Source organism: Sphingobium sp. (assembly GCF_035511395.1).
In the GTDB taxonomy this organism is placed as follows: domain Bacteria; phylum Pseudomonadota; class Alphaproteobacteria; order Sphingomonadales; family Sphingomonadaceae; genus Sphingobium.
In genome coordinates, this window is sequence record NZ_DATKFP010000083.1 from 1 (window position 1) to 17,206 (window position 17,206).

A 17,206-nucleotide genomic window follows, 5' to 3' on the forward strand; every position below is an offset into this window, starting at 1 on the left:
AGCACATCCAGATCGCGCGCCTGCCCCAGCATGCCGGCGAGCCAGCGCAATTCATCCCGAAACCGTTGAATATCGGTCTCCAGCAGGATCGGCTTGAACAAGCTAAGCGCCGACCGAAGCCGCCGAACCGCGACCCGCGCCTGATGTAGCGCCTTGGGTTCATAGCCTTCGAGCAACACGCCCTCATTCAGCCGATAATGGCGCAGGCAGGCCTGCGTGATGTGAATAAAGGCCTCGCTCGCCTTCATCCCCGGATCGAGCCGCACCGGTTCCGCCTTGTAGGCCTCCGGCAACACATCGCGCAGGCGATAGCCGCGCTCCGATTTGGTCAGCACGCCAGGCCGCACCGGCATTGCCCCGTCGATCCGCCGCGCGATAGCGAAAAGTGCAGCAGGCGGGCCGGCCATGAGTTCCAGTTCGACCTCGCACAGAGCCGCCTCACGCTCGCCCGCCCGCACCATGCCGCGATCAAGCACAAGTTCGACCCGTGCCTCGCCCTCCGCCAACACCCAGCGAGCCCGCTCCACATCCACTTCAAACGCCGCGGCCACCTTCGCAACATTATCCCCCAGCAAGGCCGCTACTGGCGTTCGCTCATCAAGGATCGGCACGCCGCCACGCACCGGCATTTCCCATTCCTGCCGCGTGAAAAAACCGGCGGCGGCCCCGCCATTGGCCTTCACGGTCTGGATGCGGCGCTTGCCCGACTTGCGGATGCGCAGGCTCATGCCCTTTTCCGCCAGGAGGCCATCGGGCGTATCGAAATAAACAGACTGGAGCCTGGCCACGTCCTCCCGCTCCGGCAGGCCGTCCCACTGGGCAAAGGCCTCCGCCGCAACCTCCGTCAGGTCGAGCTTCAGTTCGACTTCGCATCCCATATGTCCCTCCGTCCTCTCCGGCCGAGCGCGGGACTTCTAGCATGAAGCATAGCGAAGGGACATCGTTCCAGAATCGGAATGGAAAAACCAAAAAAAGGGCGCCCGAACGAGCGCCCTTTTCCTTTTCATCTGAAAGATCGATCAGAAAGTAGTCGACAGCGAGAAATTCAGGGTCGTGCCATAACGATAGGCGTTATAGATCACCGTATAGTCGCTGTTCGACTGTGTTTCCTTGTACTTGTTACCGAAGATGTTACGCGCTTCGAACTTGGCGTCGAACTGGCGACCCGCCACCTTGACACCCTGACGGGCAACGAAGTCCAGGTTGACGCCCGGATATTCATAGACGTCCGGCTGGTTCTGGTTGGCCAGGCCGCGGCTGGTCACCCGCTTGCTGGCATAGGACAGGATGAAGGTCTGCTGCGACAGATTTTCTTGGTCCTCCAGACCCAGCTGAAAGTTGACCAGATGATCCGACTGGCCGGTCAGCGACGCGCCATCCCGGAAATAGTCGGTCGCCAACGTCGACGATGCGCCGAACACCGACACCTGATCGTCCGGGCCAACTTTAAGCTTGGACTTGGTGTAGGTATAGTTGGCGATCACGACCATACGACGGGTGGCGAAGAAATCGCTGCTGGAGAAGCCGGACAGATCGAAATATTTCTGCACTTCGGCTTCACCACCGTAGAGGTTCGCCTTGGGTGCATTGGCGAAGCTCGTGATGAAATTGTCGCCGTTCAGCGTGATGTAGGTTTCGATCGGCTTGTCGATCTTCTTGAAGAAGCCCGCGATCGAGAAACGCTGGTCGCGCGCGAAATACCATTCATAACGGGCTTCCGCGTTGAACAGTTCGCTATCCTGCAAGTAAGGATTGCCCTGATAGCGACGGTTCGTGTCCGGATCGAAGTAGAACTGATAGATTAGTTCGCGGAACTGCGGCCGGGCGATCGTCTTCGACGCGTTCAGACGGACCTGCATATTTTCCTGCATCTGCCAGGTCAGCGTCGCGGCCGGCAACCAATAGTCGTTGTCCAGCATCGTCGACGCAGTGCTGGCGCCCGGCGTACTGAACACCTGAAGCGGTGAAACCTCCAGCTTGGCGGTTTCGTAGCGGACGCCCGCATCGATCGAAAGCTCAGGCGTGATCTGAAGGTTGGCCTTGCCGTAGCCGGCATGGTTCTTCAGCGTCGCGCGGAAAGCCGGATTGCCTTCGTTGGTTTCGATCACGCCGATGTTGAAATAATCGACGATGTTCGGCGCCAGCAGCAGGTCGGGCCGCAGTACGCCCACGCCTTCGGGCATGTCGCTCGACGCACGGAACTGAAAGTCGCGGCGCGAGCTGGTGCGGTTGGTGTCGGTATAGGCATAACCCGCCGTCAGTCCCAGCGAGGGCGACGGACGCCAGGTCAGGTCGACGCCGCCCGACCACAGGTCTTCGTTCAGATCCGAATAGCTCGCCGTCGCCGTCTGGCCGGTATTGCCGTTCAGGCGGTTGACGAACAGGTCGCCATAGGGGTCGGCATCGGAATTGGTACGGATATATTCGAACGAGATTTCGTCCGGAGCCTCACGCTGCGAATTGGCGTAGCCGCCGCGCAGGTCCAGGCTGATTTCGGGGCTGAGCTTGAACTCACCCACGAATTGGGTGTCGATCAGCTGGCGCTCATACCAGGCCGTATCCTGCTCCATGATGTCGGAGGTCGGCTGGGTCTGCGTGCTGCCGATGCCCAGGCGCGTATGCTTAAGCGTGTCGCGGATATAGAGGTTGGTCCAGCGCAGCTTGTTGCCGCCAAATTCCAGGCCGAGACCCAGCAGGCCGTTCACGATGACGCGATTGTCGGTCGTGATGCGCTGGAAGTCGGAATTGAGCGCCGACAGGTCGGGCGTGATCGAATTCTGCTGGCGCTGGTCGCGGACGATCCACTTGTTGCTGTAACCGGCGGTCGCTATCAGGCCCAGCGTCGACCCACCCAGATCGAACGAGGTGCCGCCCGAAATGGTCGCCGAATAGTTGGGATCCAGATCGGTGATACGCTGCACGGTTGAATTGCTGAAGCGCACCATCTGGCCAGCGAGCGCAACGGAGTCGACATTGCCGGAGCTGATCCGTTCGCCGCTCTTGAAGAAAGCGCTCAGTGCCGGCGGCAGGTCGCGGCTGCCATTGTCGAAGCCGGTCCAGTCGCTCTTGCTGCCATAATAGCTGTAGCCGAGCTGGTAGGTGCTTTCGGTGTTGGCGCCGATGCCGCCGCTGATCGTCAGGAAGCTTTCCGCGGGCACGGCGTTGGTCGTCAGGTTGATGACGCCGCCGCCAAACTCACCCGGATAGTTGGGCGAATAGCTTTTCTGAACCAGCGAGGATGACACGATGTTCGTCGGGAACAGGTCGAGCGGCACGACGCGCTTGAGCGGTTCGGGGCTGGGCAGCGGCGATCCGTTGAGCAGCGCGAGCGAATAGCGATCGCCAAGGCCGCGCACATAGACGAAGCCGTTGCCGACCACCGACAGGCCGGTGACGCGACCCAGTGCGCCCGCGATATTGCCGTCACCTGTACGGGCAATGTCCGCGGAGGACAGGATCGACACGACCGCAGGCGTGTTCTTCTGAATATTGGCGCTGCCGCGACGGCCAGTCACGATGATGTCGGCACCGGGAATGGAAACGTCGGGCGCCGCATCTTCCTGGGCTGCGGAACGCCCGGCCTGGGCCGCCGGATCGGCCGCGACCTGCGGATCGGTTGCCGTGGCATCGGCGGGCGCGGTCGCTTCCTGCGCTAGTGCAGCAGGCGCAACCAGCGCGGAAGAAAGGAGCAGCAGGCCCGCGAACTTGAGCGGCGTCGCCATCAAATGTCCCCTAAAGATAGTCATTGCGCATTGAGGGGCGGGATGCAGCCATCTCGGCCGCATCCCGCCCCGTCTCAGTTCAGTCCGATCTTAGACCGGGATCGAGGTGCAGGCGCGACGAGCGGTGCTGGTGCTGTCGAACGGCGCATAAGCCGAGTTGCAGGTCCAGCCCGCAAACCAGGTGTCGTTCGCGTCCTTCACCGCGCCCACATAGGCGGTGGTGTCGAAGAAGGCGTCCAGCGTCTTCGCGTCGAACGCCGTGACGCCGGTCGTTTCGTTGGTGCCGTTGATGAAGGTGGCAGTCAGCGAAGCGGTGTAGGCGTCGTTGTTGTTGTTGCCGGTGAACAGCGTGGCGACATCAGCAGCGGTGTAGGCCGTGCCCGAGCTGCCCGAACCGATATATTTGGTCGCGTTGCACTGCATCAGGACCGAACGGGCCGTCAGAGTGGCGCGGGTCGTGGCGCTGCCGGTACCGTGCAGGCGGACGCACTCGTTGTTCGGCGACACGACGATGCCATTGACCAGCGTCAGATCGGAATTGCCGCGGTTCAGGATCGACGCCTGATCGTTGGCTTCGTTATTGCTGCTGACCTGCGGCTGGATCGCGGTGAAGTTCGCCACGACCGTGTTCTGACGCGGCGTGTCGCTTTCCAGGCCGTTGCTGTCGATTTCCATCAGCGCGTCACCCTGCCCCGGACGCTGCACGATCAGGACATACTGGAAACGGCCCTGGATGCCGGTGTCGGCGTCAAGGCTGTCATCGTCAGCACCGGTGGCGATATAGTGCTTCATATGCACGGTGCCGCCGAAGAATTCAGCGCCGTCGTCCGAGCTGTTGAAGCTCTGGACATAGTCGAGGCTGGTGCCGCTGCCGATGCTTTCGCCGGTCAGAGCCTGGAGTTCGGTGTTGGCGCCCAGCACATAACCCGAATAGCGGATCTGCACATATTTCATCGTGCCGGCATTGTAAGCGTCTTCACGACCGCCGAAGTTCGCCGGGTCGGCCGAACCTTCGGTCTGGCGCTCGCAGGTGTCGGCAGCGACCGAACCGCTGTTGCAGTCGGTGGTGCGCGCACGACCCATCAGCACGACGCCGCCCCACTGGCCCATCGAGCTTTCCGAAGCGATGCCCTTGATATTATCGCTGCTGGTGAAGATGATCGGAGCCGATGCGGTGCCTGTGGCATTGATCTTGTTGCCGCGGTTGACGGCCAGCCAGGACGTGCCCGTGCCGCCATAGAGGATGACGCCCGGTTCGATCGTCAGCGTGACATTGGTGTCGGCGGTCAGTTGGCCACCGGTCAGGGTGAAGCCGTTGGCGGCGGTGCAGCCGACGGTCGAGCTGGTGACAGGCGCCGAGGTGGTCGGAGCCGAGAAGCCGCTGTCGCAGCCCACATCGACGCGGCCCTTCATCTGATAGACCAGGCCGGCGATCTTGGGCAGCGTGACGCTCTTGGCGATGATCGACGGCAGCGTGCAGACGCGCCACGTATCGCCCGAGGAATTGCTGATCGTGCCTTCGTCGGTCAGACCCTTGGGGTCGGCGATCGTCGGGCAACCGCCAGCGGCCGTGATTGCGGTCGGCGTCGGCGTGGGCGTCGGAGTGGGCGTCGGGGTCGGCGTGGGGTTGATGATGACGTTGCCGCCGGTGCCGGGCGAAGCGATGTCGTCCGCGCCGCAAGCGCTCAGCGCCGCGCAGGCGCAGCCCGCCATCAGGATGGTGTGAATGCGATTATTCTTGGCCATGTCGTCTCCGCTCCGGGCATCGCCCGTATTGTTGGTAGGCGGAGCGCAGGGGAAAACTCGAATCGGACAACGCCCCCTGTCGCCCTCTGGGGCGCAGTTAGGAGCGGGAAATGACACGATCATTCCGCTACGATGACAATTCAGGGACTAAAAAATGACATTTACAAGACAATGGTTCATCGAATGGCGGCAGACATGCGAAGGGCGCCACCCCTCCGGATGACGCCCTCGCTCCCTGCACCCTGAATCACGGACGCGCCCTAGCGGTCAAATGCTGACATTCGATACAGCTTGAGGCCATGTTGCACACGAATGCCGGAATCTGTTCGGGCCACTAAAAATATTTGATCCTGTTGGATTTTACGATTTTAACATTTGCAGCCCCATCCCAACCGCCGAGGGATGCAAAGATCAAAATCAATCCACTAGCGCGCTGCATATTGCGGGTTGAGCCGTCCAAGCGCGCGCTGAGCGATGGTCCGCGACGATTCCTCTTCACCATTGGCAAGCAGCAGCGTCTCTTCCGGTGCGAAGCTTGCCGCACGATAAGCGGCACGCGCTCGTTCCATGCGCCCGACACCAGCATAGGCGTTGCCGAGATTGATGAGACGCGCAGGATCATTCTCGCCATTCAGCCGCATCAACTGCAACTTGCCGATCGCATCCCGGAACTGCCCCTTGATCAGCGCATCAGCCGCCAGACTGCCATCAGGTAGCGCTACGACGACCATGTCGTCGTCCGCAGCCTGCGCTGTCATCGGCACGGCAACAGCCATCGCCAGACCTAGAATAGCGACGACCTTCTTCATTGCGATTCTCCAAAAAAACTTTCTAACATAGCCATAACTATTTCACTTTGATGACATTCACGCAAGAAGTGGACAGGTCAGAATTTCAAGATTTGTTTATTGCTATATCAATAGCTTATAGATTTTTCATCCGACTGTCATAAAAGTGAAATCAAAATGACAGGGCAAGATCGGCAATCCACGAATCATCGTGAGGGAACCACCGGCCGGTTAGGCCGATCGCTCGCTGCGCGCCGATGCTCGCGGTGGGACGTGCCTAGAAGAGCCGGGACATGCGTCCCGACTTGCTGCCGGCATGGATTTTCGAACAGGGTCCGGAGGCTTCTGTTGCCCGGCGCCTCCGGGGGCCGCTGAATTCCCTTCTGTTGCCCGGTGGGTTCAACCGCGCTATTTTAGAGTAATGTCAGGCCGCGAGGCCCTCAATTACGCTGCAATGGCGAGTGCTTCGTTATCGTTGGCACTTGTGAGTTTTGCACAGTTTAACGGCTTACACGGGCCGGGTGAAAACATCGCCTTTGAACACACGTCGATCCTAGTTCGGCCCCATCAGACATCCCGCCTAAAAGACGGGATATGTGGTGGAACCGCCGGGTACTGCCCCCGGGTCCGTTGCGTCTATTACTCGACACAATTTATCACCATAGCCGGGCGAACCCGGCAGCCCCTATATGGAGCGGCGCGGCGCATTTATCAAGTCGTTCGCGCTGAAGGGGAAAGTCTGCATGTGCATCATGGCCATGGCATGGGACGCGCATCCGCGCTGGCATCTCGTCCTTGTCGGCAATCGCGACGAATATCATGCACGCCCGGCCGCTCCGCTCGGCCGCTGGACGGACCGCCCCGGCCTGATCGCCGGGCGTGACTTGCAATCGGGCGGCACCTGGCTGGGCGTCGCCGAAGCCGGTCGCGCCGCGATCGTCACCAATTTGCGCGGTTATGGCGGGCCGCAGGCCGATCGCGCCTCACGCGGCGCGCTCGTTACGGACCTGCTGGCTGGCGATGGCCCTTATGCCGACATCGGACAAGCCGCGCTCGATGACTTCAACCCGTTCAACCTGATCCTGGTCGAACGCAGCCGCGCCTATTTCCTCACCAACCGCCCGGCCCCGCTGCGCACCGCCCTGACGCCGGGTCTCTACGGTCTTTCCAACGGCACGCTGGATGCCCCCTGGCCGAAGACATTGGCGCTCAAGGCCGCCTTGCTGAACTGGCTGACCGAAGGCGCAGATGAGCCTGAACAACTGTTCGCGGCGCTTCGCCTGGAGAGACTGCCTGAAGCCGGCATCGCTCCTGCCACCCCGTCCGACGCGCCGGACGAAGCGGCCGCCTCCCCCATCTTCATCCGCAATCCGACCTACGGCACCCGGTGCAGCACCATCGTCGCGATCGACCGGGAAGGTCTGGGACGGATCGTCGAACGGCGCTTCGATGCAATGGGAGCCATGACCGGCGTCACCGCGGAAGATTTTCGCTGGTGAGCGAAGCCTATCGATCGTCCTGACGAAAAAGGCCGGCGGATCGCTCCGCCGGCCTCATCCAATTGGCAAAACGCAGGACTTCGAACGAACCGCGAACCGGGCAAGCCCGGCTCGCTACGATCGCTTCTTTGAAGTCGCGATCGAACCGCGGGCGGGCTGTGCCCACCCGCTACGATCGCTTTAGAAGTCCATGCCGCCCATGCCGCCCATGCCACCCGGCATCGCGGGCATGGCAGGCTTGTCTTCCGGCAGTTCCGAAACGGCGGCTTCGGTGGTGATCAGCAGACCAGCGACCGAGGCAGCGTTCTGGAGCGCGGTGCGCACGACCTTGGTCGGGTCGATGACGCCGGCGGCGACCAGGTTTTCATAGGTGTCGGTCGCTGCGTTGAAGCCAAACGAGGTGTCGTCCTGGTCCAGCAGCTTGCCCGAGACGACGGCGCCGTCCTGGCCAGCGTTCTGAGCGATCTGGCGAACCAGAGCGGTCAGCGACTTGCGGACGATGTCGATGCCGCGGGTCTGGTCGTCGTTCGCGCCGGTCAGGCCGTCGACAGCCTTGGTCGCGTACAGCAGGGCCGTACCGCCACCGGGGACGATGCCTTCTTCGACAGCTGCGCGGGTTGCGTGCAGCGCGTCGTCGACGCGGTCCTTGCGCTCCTTGACTTCCACTTCGGTCGCACCGCCAACCTTGATGACGGCGACGCCGCCGGCCAGCTTGGCCAGACGTTCCTGAAGCTTTTCACGGTCATAGTCCGAGGTGGTGTTCTCGATCTGCGAACGAATCTGCTCGGTGCGGCCCTTGATCGCGTCATGCTCACCGGCGCCATCGACGATGGTGGTGTTGTCCTTGTCGATCGTGACGCGCTTGGCGGTGCCGAGCATGCCGAGCGTGACGGATTCGAGCTTGATGCCGAGGTCTTCGGAGATGACTTCGCCCTTGGTCAGGACGGCGATGTCTTCCAGCATGGCCTTGCGGCGGTCGCCGAAGCCGGGTGCCTTGACCGCAGCAACCTTCAGGCCGCCGCGCAGCTTGTTGACGACCAGGGTCGCCAGCGCTTCGCCTTCGATGTCTTCCGCGATGATCAGCAGCGGACGACCCGACTGAACCACGGCTTCCAGAATCGGCAGGATCGACTGCAGGTTCGAGAGCTTCTTCTCGTGGATCAGGATGTACGGATCAGCCAGCTCGACGGCCATCTTTTCCGGGTTGGTGATGAAGTAGGGCGACAGGTAGCCGCGGTCGAACTGCATGCCTTCGACGACGTCCAGCTCGAATTCGAGACCCTTGGCCTCTTCGACGGTGATGACGCCTTCCTTGCCGACCTTTTCCATGGCTTCGGCGATCTTTTCGCCGACTTCCACGTCACCATTGGCCGAGATGATGCCGACCTGTGCGACTTCGTTCGAACCCGAAACCGGCTTCGAGCGGGTCTTGATGTCTTCGACGACCTTGGCGACGGCGAGGTCGATGCCGCGCTTCAGGTCCATCGGGTTCATGCCGGCGGCAACCGACTTCATGCCTTCGCGCACGATGGCCTGGGCCAGAACGGTCGCGGTGGTGGTGCCGTCACCGGCGATGTCGTTGGTCTTCGAAGCGACTTCACGGACCATCTGGGCGCCCATGTTCTCGAACTTGTCCTTCAGTTCGATTTCCTTGGCGACCGAAACACCGTCCTTGGTGATGCGGGGCGCGCCGAAGCTCTTGTCGATGACGACGTTGCGGCCCTTCGGGCCCAGGGTCACCTTGACCGCGTCGGCCAGGATGTCGACGCCGCGCAGGATGCGCTCACGAGCGTCACGCGAAAACTTTACGTCCTTCGCTGCCATGATCTTTACCTCTCTTGAGAATTGCAAAACTTGCGAAGTTCACACCGTTGCAGGTGTCGGAATTCCGCCGAAATCTGGAATGGATACCTGGTTTGCAGCTTGGCCGATGCGGCCGAGCCGGCTGGCGTTAGCCAACGATACCCAGAATGTCCGATTCCTTCATGATGAGCAGGTCTTCACCGTCGACCTTCACTTCGGTGCCCGACCACTTGCCGAACAGCACGCGATCGCCGGCTTTGACGTCCAGCGGCGTGACCTTGCCGTCTTCGGCCTTCGAGCCGGTGCCGACGGAGACGATTTCGCCTTCCTGCGGCTTTTCCTTGGCGGTGTCGGGGATGATGATGCCACCGGCGGTCTTCTCTTCAGCCTCTACGCGGCGGACGAGAACACGGTCGTGCAACGGACGAAATGCCATGTTGATTGCCTTTCCCTTGGCGTTTGGGATCAGATGTGCGCACGGGAACCCCCTGTCCGCCCCTCCTTCTCCCGATGAACTCTTCTTTGTTAGCACTCACCATCGGGGAGTGCTAGCGGCATGCATATGGAAAAGTCGTTCCGCTGGTCAAGGGCAGAAGTGCGGAAAAATTTTCCGCGCCTGCCGCGACATGGCCAGCGCATGCGGCGCTACATAGGCCATCGCCCGCCAAGGGTCATCGCCGCCGCGACGGATCGCGCGGATATTGCGGCCGCTTCTTAATAGCCGTCGGTTAGCGAATCCTTGATGACAGGGAGCCGGAAACCATTGCGCTGCCCGTCGCAGGATTGAGCGAAAGATGCGCATCTATTGGGGATCGTCATGACTCAGCCGGCTGGCGCCTTGCTAGACAGGGCGCATTTCCGAGGTGTCCGATCCATGTCCATCATCCTGAACCGTCGATCCACGCTGTTGATGCTGGCAGGCTCCATGCTGTCGGCCTGCGCGGGCGAAGGCGCGCGCGGCGCCGGGAAATTGTTCGTCGGTGACCAGCGCGGCGGCTCCCGCGTGGTGTTGCAGGGGGCCAAAAGGCTGGACAATATCCCCTATGAGATCATCTGGTCGCAATTTCCCAATGCCGCGCCGCTACTGGAAGCGCTGAATGCCGGCGCGATCGACAGCGGCATAGGCGGCGATTCCGCCTTCATCTTCGCCGCCGGTACCAACGCCAAGATCAAGGCGATCGGCGCGCAGGCGACGCGCGGCATCGGGCCGGTGGTGCTGGTGCGCCGGGATTCCCCCATCCGCTCGCTCGCCGACCTCGCCGGGCACAAGGTCGCCACCCCGCGCGGATCCGTCAGTCACAATCATGTGCTCGCCGTGCTGGAGGCCTATGGCCAGCCCTATGACGCCGTGACCTTCGCCTTCCTCTCCCCCTTCGATGGCCGCGCGGCGTTGCAGAGTGGCGCGGTCGATGCCTGGGCCATATGGGATCCCAATGCCGCCATGGCCGAACAGGAAGGCGCCCGCATCCTGCCCGGCAAGCAGGATCTGGTGTCCGGATACGCCCTGATGTTCGGGCGAGAGGGCGCGATCGCCTACAAGCGCGGCCTGCTTCAGGATTATCATGATCGCCTCATGGCGGGCTGGGACTGGTCGGCGAAGAACCGGGATGCCTATGCCGATCTGATGCACAAGGATACGGGGCTGGCGATCGACATATTGCGTATCATGCAGGCGCGCGCCGATCGCGTCCCCGCAAGAATCGATGACATGCTGATCGCTCGACAGCAGGAAACGGCCGACCGCTACCTGCGTGCCGGCGTGATCGATCGCAAGCTGGACGTCCGGCCGCTGTTCGACGCCAGCTTTTCGTGAACGGGAGGCGGGACGGTTTTAGCCGCCCCGCCTCCCCTCTTCACCTCAGATTTTGCCGCGCAGCGTCAGCCCGTAGAGACGCGGTTCGCCGATCGAGGCCATCGTGACACCATAGGTCGCGTTGACACCGATCGTGTTATAATAATCCTTGTCGAACAGGTTGCGGACCCAGAAGGACAGATCCCATTTCCCCTCGCTCTGGCGGATGCCCGCATGTGCGCCGAACAGCGCATAGCCCGGCACGCGCGAGAAGGGATCGAGATTGACCGCCGCATGGAAGCTGGAGCGATAGCTGCCGTCTGCGCCGATATAGACATCATGGCCGCCGCCGGCCGCATGGACATAGTCCACCGTTCCACCCAATGCCCATTTGGGCGCGCCTGAAGCCTGCCGCCCCGACAGGTCGATCAACGTCTTGTAGCTGTTCAGATAGTCCGGCACGGCATTGGTATATTTGGTGTATTTTGCGTCATTATAGGTCGCGGCGAAGGTCGCGCTCAGCCCCTCCAACGGCGCGATGCGCGCGTCCAGTTCGACGCCACGCGATCGCAGCGTGCCGACATTGGCGATATAGGACACGGCTGGCGACACCAATGTATTCACATAATTGGCCTGATAATTCCTGTCCTCGGTCCAGAAGAGCGCGCCGTTCAATTCCACCGCGCCGCCTGCAAAGCGGGTCTTGAAGCCCAGTTCGAAGGCGTCGACCGTTTCGGGCTTCACGAAGATGTCGATGCCGGCCGACTGGCGGACCAGATTGATGCCCGGCGACTTGTAGCCGCGCGAATAGCTGTAATAGGCGTGGGCATTGTCCGCGATATCATAGGCTGCGATCAGCGTGCCGGAGAGATTGTCCGTGTTGCGCTTCGCATAATAGCTGGCGGTCGGCGCATAGGCGGCGCGCAGCGCGATCGCCGTCGCCTGATATTCCACCGGCAGGGCGCTGATCGGCGTCACATCGCGCGCCTCCGCGTCATAGAGGCCAGTCTTGTGCTCATAGGTATAGCGAAGTCCACCGGTCAGGCGGAAGCGCGGCGAGATATTCCAGGTAGCCTGGCCATAGGCGGCATAGCTGTGCGTCGCCGGCACGACATGGGCGTAGGATTCGAGTCCGTCGAGGATCGCGGCGGGAAGCGGCGAAACGGTTGCGGTCGGGGTGTTCGCCGTGCGCAACCAGGCGACGGCATCCGATCCGTAGATGCTGCGCTGCTTGTCGTCCGCCTCCTGCCAGAAGAAATAGAGGCCGGCGCTGAAATCGATGGTGCGCTCGCCGGTGGAGGCGATGCGCAATTCCTGGCTGAACTGCTGCTGGTCGGTATCCACGACGCCAAAAGGCGATATGTCCGCGCCGATCTGGTCCCCGTCATAATTGGGAATCCATTTCCAGTTGCGATAGGCGGTGATGGAAGTCAGCGTGACGCCCGTCAGGTCCAGGTCCGCCTGTGCCTGAAAGCCGTAGCTCGGCATCTCGTCATATTGATTGCCGTCCAGATCGACCTCGCGATCGAAGGCGTTGACGCTGCCGGGCGTGTATCCGACGTCGGCGGCGCGGCGATAGAAGCCTCGCACTTCCGTCCCGTTGTTCAATGTCGTCGGCAGCACGCCAGCGATGCTCTGGAAACCGACGTCGCCTTTCTGGATCGAATAGTCGGCGATGAAGCGCAGCCGGAAATTCTCGGTCGGCTTGTAGAGCAGGTCGAAGCGGGCACTGTGATTGTCGAGATTATCCCAATCTTCGTTATAGACGGTATTGCGGATCAGGCCGCTGCGCGACGTGCGGAGATAGGAAACGCGGAAAGCGAGATCGTCGGTCAGCGCCGCGTTCAGGCTGACATAGCCGCGGAAATAGTCGTGATTGCCATAGCTTGCCTCGGCCTGCGCCCCATTGGTGAAGTCGGGCGCGCGGGTCTTGATGTCGATCGCGCCGGCGACGGTATTCTTGCCGAACAACGTACCCTGCGGCCCGCGCAGCAACTGGATGCTCTCGACATCGATCAGGTCGGTGATGACCGACCCGGTGCGCGGACGATAGACGCCGTCGACATAGAGGCCCACCCCCTGTTCCAGCCCGTCATTGGTGCCGCCGGCATTGGTGCCGATGCCGCGAATGGTGATGGTCTGGTTGCGGCCGCTGAACCCCTGGATATTGAGGCTGGGCAACTGCTGGATGGATTGTTTCAGGGTGAAGGCGCCTTGCGCCGCGATGGCGTCGCCGCTGATCGCGCTGATCGCGATCGGCACCTTCTGCGCATCCTCCTTACGGTAGCGGGCGGTGACGACGATGCTTCCGACGCCCGCGTCGCCATCCTCGACCGCAGCGGTCTCCGGCGCGGGTGCGGGCGCCCGTGCTGATAGCTGTGCGCCGGCCGTTCCGTGCAGAGAGAGCAGCGCGCCGCCGCTCAGCAGGCCGATGATGAAAGAGCGACCCGTCGCCCCTGTCCGATAATGTCGCATGTCTTGCCCCCGTCTACCTTGTGTCGGGGACAGCCATAGGGACCGGGCGCAATGCGGTTCCAATGCGGATCGCACGTCCGCTTATGCGTAATGCCAAAGTGTTGAGCCCCGCTCACCGATCACGATGTTTTGCTCAAGGATCGCAGCCGAGCGGTGCCGGAAACTGTTGCGCGGCGGCATCCGCCATTGCACCCTGCGCCGCGATGAAACATTCCCCATCGCAAGCCACATGACCCCTGACCTTGTCTATTTCACCTGTGCCATCATCGCCGTCGTCATTTCCGGCCTCGCCAAAGGCGGGTTTGCCGGTGTCGGCGCGCTGGCAATGCCGATCATGGCGCTGGGCGTCGATCCGGTACGCGGCGCGGCGATCCTGCTGCCGATCCTGATCCTTCAGGACGCGGTGAGCGTCTGGGCCTTTCGCAGGAGCTGGGACGGGCACGTCCTGCTGGTCATGCTGCCCGGCATGGCGGTGGGCGTGGGGCTTGGCTATGTCTTCGCGGCGCAGGTGTCGGAAAGCGCGGTACTGGGCGCGCTGGGCGCGATATCGGTGATTTTCGGGCTGCAACGGCTCTGGGTGGAACGCGGGGGCGCGATCGTGCTGCCGTCCAATTCGCCTGACTGGGTGGGCTTCCTCTTCGGCGTCGCCAGCGGCTTCACCAGCCAGATCGCCCATGCCGGATCGCCGCCCTTTCAGATGTGGGTGTTGCCTCGCAAGCTGCCGCGCGACATGCTGGTCGGGACTACGGCAGTGGCCTTCGCCACGATGAACTGGATGAAGGTGCCCGCCTATGCCGCGCTGGGCCAGTTCACGCGCGCGAACCTGATGGCGACGGCAATGCTGGTGCCGGTGGCGATCGCCGCGACCTTCGCCGGGGTGGCGCTGGTGCGTCGGGTCGACGCGGCGCGCTTCTACACGCTCATCTATGTGCTGATGGTGCTGCTCGGCCTGAAATTGGTGGCCGATGCGGTGACAGGCTGAACGCGAAAAAAAGGCCGGCGCTCAGAGCGTTTTCTAATCAGGTGGAAACGAAGTTCGGCTCAGCCAATCACCTGATGACTCGGAAAACGCGACAAACCAAAAACTCAGAGCAGCCGAACCGATGCAATCGGGTCGGAAGCTGCTCTAAGGCCGGCCCTTTCGCTTATTCCTTCTCGCGCTTCTTGCGATGCGTGTCGAGGTCGAGGACGGTGGTGTCCAGCCCCTCGGGCAGCAGGCCCAGGCGGCGCGCCACTTCCTGATAGGCTTCGACTTCGCCGCCCAGATCGCGGCGGAACCGATCCTTGTCCAGCTTTTCGCCGGTGTTCATGTCCCACAGGCGGCAACCGTCCGGGCTGATCTCGTCGGCCAGGATGACGCGGCTGTAATCGCCGTCATAGAGGCGACCGAACTCCAGCTTGAAGTCGATCAGGCGGATGCCGATGCCGGCGAACAGGCCGCACATGAAGTCGTTGATGCGGATCGCCATGTCGGCGATGTCGTGCATCTCTTCCTGCGTGGCCCAGCCGAAGCAGGCGATATGCTCTTCGGACACAAGCGGGTCGCCCAGCGCATCGTCCTTGTAGCAATATTCAATCAGCGTGCGGGGCAGCTGCGTGCCTTCCTCGATGCCCAGCTTCTTGCTGAGCGAACCGGCAGCAACGTTGCGCACCACGACCTCGATCGGCACGATCTCGACCTGGCGGACCAGCTGCTCGCGCATGTTGAGGCGGCGGATGAAGTGGGTCGGCACGCCGATCTGGCCAAGCAGGGTGAAGATATGCTCGGAAATGCGGTTGTTAAGGACGCCCTTGCCGGAAATCGTGCCCTTCTTCTGCGCGTTGAAAGCGGTAGCGTCATCCTTGAAATACTGGATGATCGTACCCGGCTCCGGGCCTTCGTAAAGGATCTTTGCCTTGCCTTCGTAGATCTGGCGGCGACGGGCCATGCGCGTTCCTGACTTTTTCCAAAAACAGTTCACCCCGGCAAACGCGAATCGAAGGAGATCAGCGGGTGCCGGGGCTGCTTGGGCGGCCCATAGAACAAAGTGGATGGCGGTGCAATTGCTCCGCCCACCTGTTATGCGGCTAGGCTCCCCTCACCTTCCGAAACGCGTCGAACAGGGTGAGGAAACGGTCGATATCCGCCTTGCTCAGGAAATAGGGGGTGGCAAGGCGCAATTTGCTGGGATTGCCGCCGCGGATGCGCACCTTGTGATTGGCCCAGAGCCAGTCCTGCAACTCCATTCGCTGGATCGACGGGACGTTGACCGTCGCGATGGCCCCGCGCAGCGCCGGGTCGGGCGAGGTCCAGCTTTCCGCGCCGCGCGCCATCATCCCGGCATGGATATAGTCCGCAAGCATCCGGTTGCGCGCCTCGATCCGCTCCATGCCGATCTGATTGGCCAGCGCCACTGCGGCATTCAGGCCCATCAGCGTGGGGATACAGGAAGACCCGATCTGCATATAGCGGTCGGCCATGCGCGCGGGATCGTCATAGCCGCCAGTCGCAACAGTGTTCCACACCCGATCCATCACGCCCCTGTCGCGCAGATAGAGGAAGCCCGTCCCCTTGGTCGCGAACAGCCATTTATGCATCGATCCGGTATAAAGATCGCAGTCTATGTCATTGAGATCGACCTTGATCATGCCAGGCGCGTGCGCACCGTCGAAGGCCGAGACGATCCCCTTCGACCGGGCGAGCGCGGCGATTTCCTTCGCCGGCAACACCACGCCCGTCGACGTGCTGATATGGCTGACGAAGATGATCCGCGTCCTGGGCGTGATCGCGTCGTTGATACGGTTCAGAATTTCGGCGGCATTTTTCGGCGGCTTGGGCATGGCGAATTTCCTGACGACCACGCCATAGCGCCGTGACCGCAGCATCCAGGGCATCTCGCCCGATCCATGTTCCTCGTCGCTGATCAGTACCTCGTCGCCCGGCTTCATGTCGAAGCCGTTCGCCACATAGCTGTTCGCCTCCGTACAGTTGCGCAGGATCGCCATCTGCTCGACCCTGGCCCCCATGAAGTCCGCGAACGGCCTGCGATACTCGTCCCTCGCGCCATAGCCCCAGATCGGATAATCCTCCGATCCCGGCTGCGTCATTTGCTCGGTGCTTTCGAAGCCGTCGAAAATCGCCTTCAGCACCGGGCGCGGGGAGGAACCGACCGTGCCGACATTCAGGTTCACGACATCGGCGGGGATCAGGAACTGCTTGCGCAGCGCGGCCCAGTAGGCGCTTTCGTCACGGTCATGCAGATCGGCGGTGGGAAGCGGCACGGATTGCATCGCCTGGGCGCCGATCGGCTGGGCGACCGAAGCAGCAGCCGCGCTGCCAAGGAATGAACGGCGGTCGAGCATCGGCACCTCTTCGACGGGATGATGTCTGTTCTGCATCAG

The 17,206-nt window shown here is 62.0% G+C and carries 12 protein-coding genes and 1 other RNA gene; 3 read left to right on the top strand and 10 right to left on the bottom strand.

Annotation, left to right across the window (positions count from 1 at the left end; translation table 11 throughout):
• The 5 genes from VMR39_RS04850 to ssrA form a co-directional block, all read right to left on the bottom strand.
• Positions 1 to 878 (bottom strand): inorganic triphosphatase (locus VMR39_RS04850; RefSeq protein WP_325414882.1); only part of this gene is annotated, 878 nt, incomplete at its 3' end.
• A gap of 141 nt (positions 879 to 1,019) precedes the next feature.
• Positions 1,020 to 3,722 carry a TonB-dependent receptor domain-containing protein gene (locus VMR39_RS04855; protein WP_325414883.1) on the bottom strand — a complete coding sequence of 901 codons (2,703 nt, stop codon included), beginning with the start codon at positions 3,720 to 3,722 and terminating at the stop codon, positions 1,020 to 1,022.
• A 90-nt stretch (positions 3,723 to 3,812) separates the two neighbouring features.
• Positions 3,813 to 5,468 (bottom strand): hypothetical protein, encoded by a 1,656-nt coding sequence (locus VMR39_RS04860; RefSeq protein WP_325414884.1) that lies wholly within the window; start codon positions 5,466 to 5,468, stop codon positions 3,813 to 3,815.
• 425 nt (positions 5,469 to 5,893) lie between these two features.
• Complete coding sequence (locus VMR39_RS04865) at positions 5,894 to 6,277, bottom strand: tetratricopeptide repeat protein (protein WP_325414885.1); 384 nt, start codon at positions 6,275 to 6,277, stop codon at positions 5,894 to 5,896.
• 351 nt (positions 6,278 to 6,628) lie between these two features.
• Positions 6,629 to 6,975, bottom strand: a transfer-messenger RNA (tmRNA) gene (ssrA, locus tag VMR39_RS04870).
• Positions 6,976 to 6,999: 24 nt separating this feature from the next.
• On the opposite strand from ssrA, the gene VMR39_RS04875 reads away from it, so the two are divergent.
• On the top strand, positions 7,000 to 7,755 hold the full coding sequence (locus tag VMR39_RS04875; RefSeq protein WP_325414886.1) for an NRDE family protein: 756 nt from the start codon (positions 7,000 to 7,002) through the stop codon (positions 7,753 to 7,755).
• A gap of 180 nt (positions 7,756 to 7,935) precedes the next feature.
• On the opposite strand, the gene groL is transcribed toward VMR39_RS04875, so the two are convergent.
• Together groL and groES are read right to left on the bottom strand one after the other, a co-directional pair.
• On the bottom strand, positions 7,936 to 9,579 hold the full coding sequence (gene groL / locus VMR39_RS04880) for a chaperonin GroEL (RefSeq protein WP_325414887.1): 1,644 nt from the start codon (positions 9,577 to 9,579) through the stop codon (positions 7,936 to 7,938).
• A gap of 127 nt (positions 9,580 to 9,706) precedes the next feature.
• The gene (groES, locus tag VMR39_RS04885) at positions 9,707 to 9,994 is read right to left on the bottom strand and encodes a co-chaperone GroES (protein WP_066859148.1); all 288 of its coding nucleotides are present in this window, start codon (positions 9,992 to 9,994) and stop codon (positions 9,707 to 9,709) included.
• A gap of 438 nt (positions 9,995 to 10,432) precedes the next feature.
• Between groES and VMR39_RS04890 the strand changes: the two genes are divergently transcribed.
• The gene (locus VMR39_RS04890; protein ID WP_325414888.1) at positions 10,433 to 11,371 is read left to right on the top strand and encodes an aliphatic sulfonate ABC transporter substrate-binding protein; all 939 of its coding nucleotides are present in this window, start codon (positions 10,433 to 10,435) and stop codon (positions 11,369 to 11,371) included.
• A gap of 45 nt (positions 11,372 to 11,416) precedes the next feature.
• On the opposite strand, the gene VMR39_RS04895 is transcribed toward VMR39_RS04890, so the two are convergent.
• Entirely contained in the window at positions 11,417 to 13,825 is a 2,409-nt protein-coding gene (locus tag VMR39_RS04895; RefSeq protein ID WP_325414889.1) for a TonB-dependent receptor, read from the bottom strand.
• 229 nt (positions 13,826 to 14,054) lie between these two features.
• Between VMR39_RS04895 and VMR39_RS04900 the strand changes: the two genes are divergently transcribed.
• Positions 14,055 to 14,807 (top strand): sulfite exporter TauE/SafE family protein, encoded by a 753-nt coding sequence (locus VMR39_RS04900; protein ID WP_325414890.1) that lies wholly within the window; start codon positions 14,055 to 14,057, stop codon positions 14,805 to 14,807.
• Between the two features lie 163 nt (positions 14,808 to 14,970).
• Here the strand turns inward: VMR39_RS04900 and purC are convergent, their stop codons facing one another.
• Complete coding sequence (purC, locus tag VMR39_RS04905) at positions 14,971 to 15,753, bottom strand: phosphoribosylaminoimidazolesuccinocarboxamide synthase (protein ID WP_179043712.1); 783 nt, start codon at positions 15,751 to 15,753, stop codon at positions 14,971 to 14,973.
• 139 nt (positions 15,754 to 15,892) lie between these two features.
• Positions 15,893 to 17,203, bottom strand: a complete 1,311-nt coding sequence (locus tag VMR39_RS04910; protein WP_325414891.1) for an aminotransferase class V-fold PLP-dependent enzyme — start codon at positions 17,201 to 17,203, stop codon at positions 15,893 to 15,895.
• Positions 17,204 to 17,206: the final 3 nt, after the last annotated feature.